Consider the following 5,140-nt stretch of genomic DNA (forward strand, 5'->3'; position numbering starts at 1 on the left):
GATCTGAAACGTTGCCAATTGAACCTTTAGCGTCTGGTGTTTCGCCGGTGTTAACCGTTTGATCTTTTGCAGTCGGTGTGTTCTTATCCGCATCCGTACGTGGATCTTTAACAGTTACCTTAACTGGTACTTCGTCTTTAGAGCCATCTGGGTAAGTCACAACGACTGTTGCGTCCTTCTCACCAGCTGTTGTTGTATCTACTGGTGTCTTGTACTCAAATGTTGTGCCGCTTGGGAGATCATCTACGTTACCAATTGATTTCTTAGGATCTGGAGTTTCGCCAACATTGACTGTTTGGTCCTTAGGTGTTGGCGTATTCTTATCCGCATCGGTACGTGGATCTACTACCTTAACTGTTACTGGAACTTCATCCTTAGAACCATCTGGGTAAGTCACAACGACGGTTGTACTCTTATCACCTGGGGTTGTTGTATCAACTGGAGTCTTGTATTCAAATGTAGTGCTACTTGGGAGATCATCTACGTTACCAATTGATTTCTTAGGATCTGGAGTTTCGCCAACATTGACTGTTTGGTCCTTAGGTGTCGGAGTATACTTATCTGCATCTTCATTAGGAACGGCTGTAAATGAATCAAGTGCCAAAGCTGAATGGAGATCATCTGTGTTTTCACCTTGAAGGAATACAGCAGACGTATAGATAGCTGCTTCTGTAAGATCAGATGGCACAGTAAACGGTACTGAGCTAGCAGTTCCATCTGCTGTCGACGTTACAGTTGTTGCTGTTCCAATCGCTTGACCATTTTTGAACCAACGGATTTGGTATTCACGTGACGGCATCAGTCCACCAGTGGTACTTTCAGCAGTATTTCCTGGTTTAGCAAAGTGATCAGAGTTGTCATACACCAAGATGTCGTGCATTGGTTGTGGTGCGATTAGAGCAAAGTTTGTATTCGAAATATTTGCTGCCGCAAGTGATGAAGGTCCCACTGGAAGTACAGCATCAGACGTACCTTCAAACATATTTGATTGGTAGTTATTGCTCCAAATAGCATAGTCATTGACAAGAACAGTGGCATAAACATAATCCGTATTAATGTGACGGTGTTTTTGTCCAATAGTTCCATTCCACTTCATAAGATGTTCATTGTCTAAATCTTCATCTTTAACAAGTGTTCCAAACTCTTGGTCAGAAATCTTATGTGAAATTTTAAGACCGCTATTAGCCTGAGTAGCGCTCACACCATAAAGACCACGGAATGGAATACGATAGTTCCCGTCTTTATCAACTGGTACTACGACAGTTTCAGCAATGTGTGATCCTTTACCATTCTTGGCTTCATATTCTTTGATAATTTCAGCTTGAGCAGCCTTGAAATCGTCAAGCTTGTAATTAGAGTGTTCACTTTTCCATTTGTCAAAAAGACGAGTTACTTCATCATTTACGTATGAAGCTGCTACTTTAACGTTTGTGGCGTTAATATCGTAGCTGTCTTTTTTATACATACGTGCGTCAGAACCACTTGGGTCACGAAGTTCGTACCACACTCTACCACGGATTGTACCATAATCGCCTTTACGTGAAAATTGGCCGTCTGCTTGGTCACCTGTCTGACGGTCTGCTTCTGGTTTCAATAGATAGTCTTCAGAATTTGGTTTTTCTTGGAGAACTACTTGACCACCAACAATACGGTTGATACCAGCCGTGAAATCCCAAGTTTCATTCAAACGGCTAAGACGTCCGTGGAAACCTGTACGTTGGTCACCAGACTTGATGACATTGTATTTTGTTGGATCTGGATTTTCTACCCAAGTACGGATAGCAAACTTAGGGTCCCCTGCAAGTTTGAACTCACCTGTTGCTCCTAGGCGGTTTGCTAATGGTTTAGACAAGTCAAATACAAAAGTTCCATCTTGTCCACTTGTTGTCTTATAAACTGGAGAAACAAAACCTTTCCCAGTTACATACTGAAGGTAAACATTAACATTAGCAAGACGTTTTGCATCTTCTTGGTTATCGTTATTGATTGTACCATTACGATAGAGCCAAACTGTACCTGCGTAACTTTGTTTTTGCCCCTTTTCCCCTGGACTATAGATGGCTGTCTTTTGAGCAGCATCTTGGAGTTCAGAATCAAAAGAACGTGTGCTGATGCCATTTGCTGGAGAAAGGGCACGACGTGAACGAACGCGTGGTTTTTCTGCTTCAGAAGAATTCGTTGCTGGTGCAGCCTCTGAAGTCGATGCTTGTGCAGTTTCAGAAGCAGTTGCAGACGTGCTTGCTGCTTCTGATGTTGCTGCAGCTTGTGATGTAGCACTCTCCGTAGTTGTTGCAGGTGCTGTTGATGTTGCAGGCGCTGTACTTGCTGGTGCTTCAGCACTTGTTGCAGGTGCTGTAGTTGAAACTGTATTTGTCGCTGCAGGAGTTGTCTCTGCGACTGTTCTAGTCTCAACCAAAGACGCCGTCGTTTCACCCGCTTCTGCTACTGGCGAAATCGGAGCAGCCGTTGTTTCAGTGTTTTCATCCGCTTGTGCAGTCCCACCAATCATAATAAGTGTTCCTAGCAATACCGAACAAACTCCGATATTTAATTTGCGGAGAGAAAAACGACTTTTCTTCTCGTTGAATAAATCTTTACCCATAATTCTCCATAACAATTGGATCTCTCACTATCCAATTGCCCTTCCTAAAAATTTATTCTAATCCCCTTTCCATTATGTTATCAAAAAAATGTAAATTTTCAATACAAAATCCCATAATTTTATTATTTTCTTTTTTATAATCTTTTATAATATAAACATCTGCTCACTTAAGTTTAGCTATTACAATTTTTTATAACCCATTATAAATACTTTTTATAAGTTATCCCCTGATTTTAAAATAATTCTATAAGTTTATTCATACTTATCCCTATAACTAATTTAATAATCAGAAAAATATATTTGTCAGATTATTTTTAGACACAAAAGAGACTCACCCCTTATGGGATGAGTCTCTTTTTCGAAAACTGAAATAGTCTAACTAACTATGTTGAGGGATTTAACCTTGAACTATCTTAGTCTTCTTTTTTGCGTTTTCCTGCCAAACCAAGTCCAGCTGCCGCAAGGATTCCTCCGAGAGCCATAGCTGCCATAGACGCATCATCACCTGTTTCAGGGAGTGCTGGTCCTTTAGGAGCTTCTGGTGTAGTTGGTGGTGTCACTGGTGGAACCACTGGAGTTGGAGGTGTCGGTGGTGTTGGAGGAGTTGGTGGTGTTGGAGGAGTTGGTGGTGTCGGTGGTGTTGGAGGAGTCGGTGGTGTCACAATATTGTTGAACTCAGTATCTTCTGGCAATTGAGAAGTTACTGTCAAGACTTTACCGTCTTTAGTTACTGAAACAACAACTGTAGCAACCATCTTATCGTAGGTAACAGTTGCATCGTTACCTTGTACTTCTTCTACTGTGTAGACGTGAGTACCTTCTTCACCACGTTTGTACTCAAGAGCTGAGAACTTGATCTTACCGTTAGCATCATTGCTTACAGTTTCGATCACATTACCCTTTCTGTCTTTAAGTACGAAGCTAAACTCACCAGCTTTAAGTTCACGACCTTCAAGTTTCTTAGTGAATTCAAACTCAACCTTAGTTGGGATATTGACTACACGTTTTTCTGTTGGTTTTTCTGGTTTTTCAACAGATTTCTTAGTTGGGTCGTATTGGTGAACGATTTGTGACGCAGTATTTTCGATGTCTACACCATCTTTAGCAGTGCCCTTGATAGTTGCAGGAATATCGAACTTGTAGTAGCGTCCGAATGCCAATTTGGCAGTATCGATCACTTGAGTATTTTCTGCATCACCGAGTGACTTAGTAAGGTCAGACTTAGATGTTGCAGTAATTACACCATTTTCAACCTTGATGTCAAACTTAGCTGTCACATCTTCTCCTGTTACAGAGTCGTATGCTTTAATATCTGCGACATTGATGTTCAAGTTTTCGCTGTCATATTTATCTGTAACACCAACAGATTGGATATTTTGAGCGTCAGTGAAGTTGTTTGTATCAAGCCATACTTGGTAGACAAACTTATCACCTTTCTTGAGTGTCTTAGTATTAAGGTTTTCAGCTTCGTTATTAGCTGTGCTGTCAGCGTAAGGATCTTTATTAGTATCGCCTACTTTATCTTTCAACTCAGCATCATCATCAACAAGTTTCATACCAGTGATATCGAATTTTTCTTTAGAAACAACGTATTTCTCTGGTTGGAACTTAGGTTTTTCTGGTGGACGAACAGTATTGTTGAATTCTTTATCTGCTGGATCAGTAACCTTAGTGATAAGAGCTTTGGCTTTACCATCATGTGATACTTCAACAGTGACAAGAGCTTTCATACCGTCGTATTGAACAGTACCGTCAGTACCTTTAACTTCTTCTACTGTGTACTTGTAAGTGCCTTCTTGGCCTTTCTTGTACTCAATAGGTGAGAATTTAACGTTACCTTTAGCGTCATTGCTTACAGTTTCAAGAGTCTTACCTTCTGAATCTTTAAGCACGAAGCTGAATTCGTTAGCTTTAAGCTCACGGCCTTCCAAACGTTTAGTGAAGTTGAATTCTACTGAAATTGGAACACTGTTAACACGTTTTTCAGTTGGTACGTTTGGTTTTTCAACTTTCTTAGTTGTTGGGTTGTAGTAGTTAACAACTTGGGCTGCTGTATTTTCGATATCCACACCGCCAGCGACGTCTGCTTTCACCGTTGCAGGAATATCAAATTTATAGTAGCGACCAAACTCGAACTTAGTAGTGTCGATAACTTGAGTGTTTTCAGCATCGCCAAGTGACTTAGTGAAGCCATCTTTAAGGTTAGCTGTAACAACACCATTTTCAACCTTAATGTCGAACTTAGATGTTACATCCGCACCTGATACTGAATCGTAAGCCTTGATTGCTGATGCATCGACATCCAACTTAGTTTCATCGTAGTCATCAGTGATACCAACAGTTTGGATATGATCCTTGTTGTTAGCGTCAAATTGAGTTGTATCAAGCCATACTTGGTAGTAAAGTTTTTGACCAGGTTTAACTGACTTAGTATTCAAGTTTTCCAATTCGTTGTTTGATGCATCATCAGCGTAAGGGTTGGTATTTGTATCTGCAACCTTATTAGCCAATTCTTTATCATCATCAACAAGTTTAGTA

At 40.5% G+C, this 5,140-nt stretch carries 2 protein-coding genes; both read right to left on the reverse strand.

Going from position 1 to position 5,140, the window contains the following annotated elements:
* Positions 1–2,602, reverse strand: a 2,602-nt coding sequence (locus HSISS2_RS07525; protein WP_167546415.1) for a Rib/alpha-like domain-containing protein, incomplete at its 3' end; no start/stop codon positions are given.
* Between the two features lie 413 nt (positions 2,603–3,015).
* On the reverse strand, positions 3,016–5,140 hold a 2,125-nt coding region (locus HSISS2_RS07530), incomplete at its 5' end, for an SspB-related isopeptide-forming adhesin (protein ID WP_042767089.1).

Origin of the sequence: Streptococcus sp. HSISS2, assembly GCF_000448665.1 — a bacterium.
GTDB classification, from domain to species: domain Bacteria; phylum Bacillota; class Bacilli; order Lactobacillales; family Streptococcaceae; genus Streptococcus; species Streptococcus raffinosi.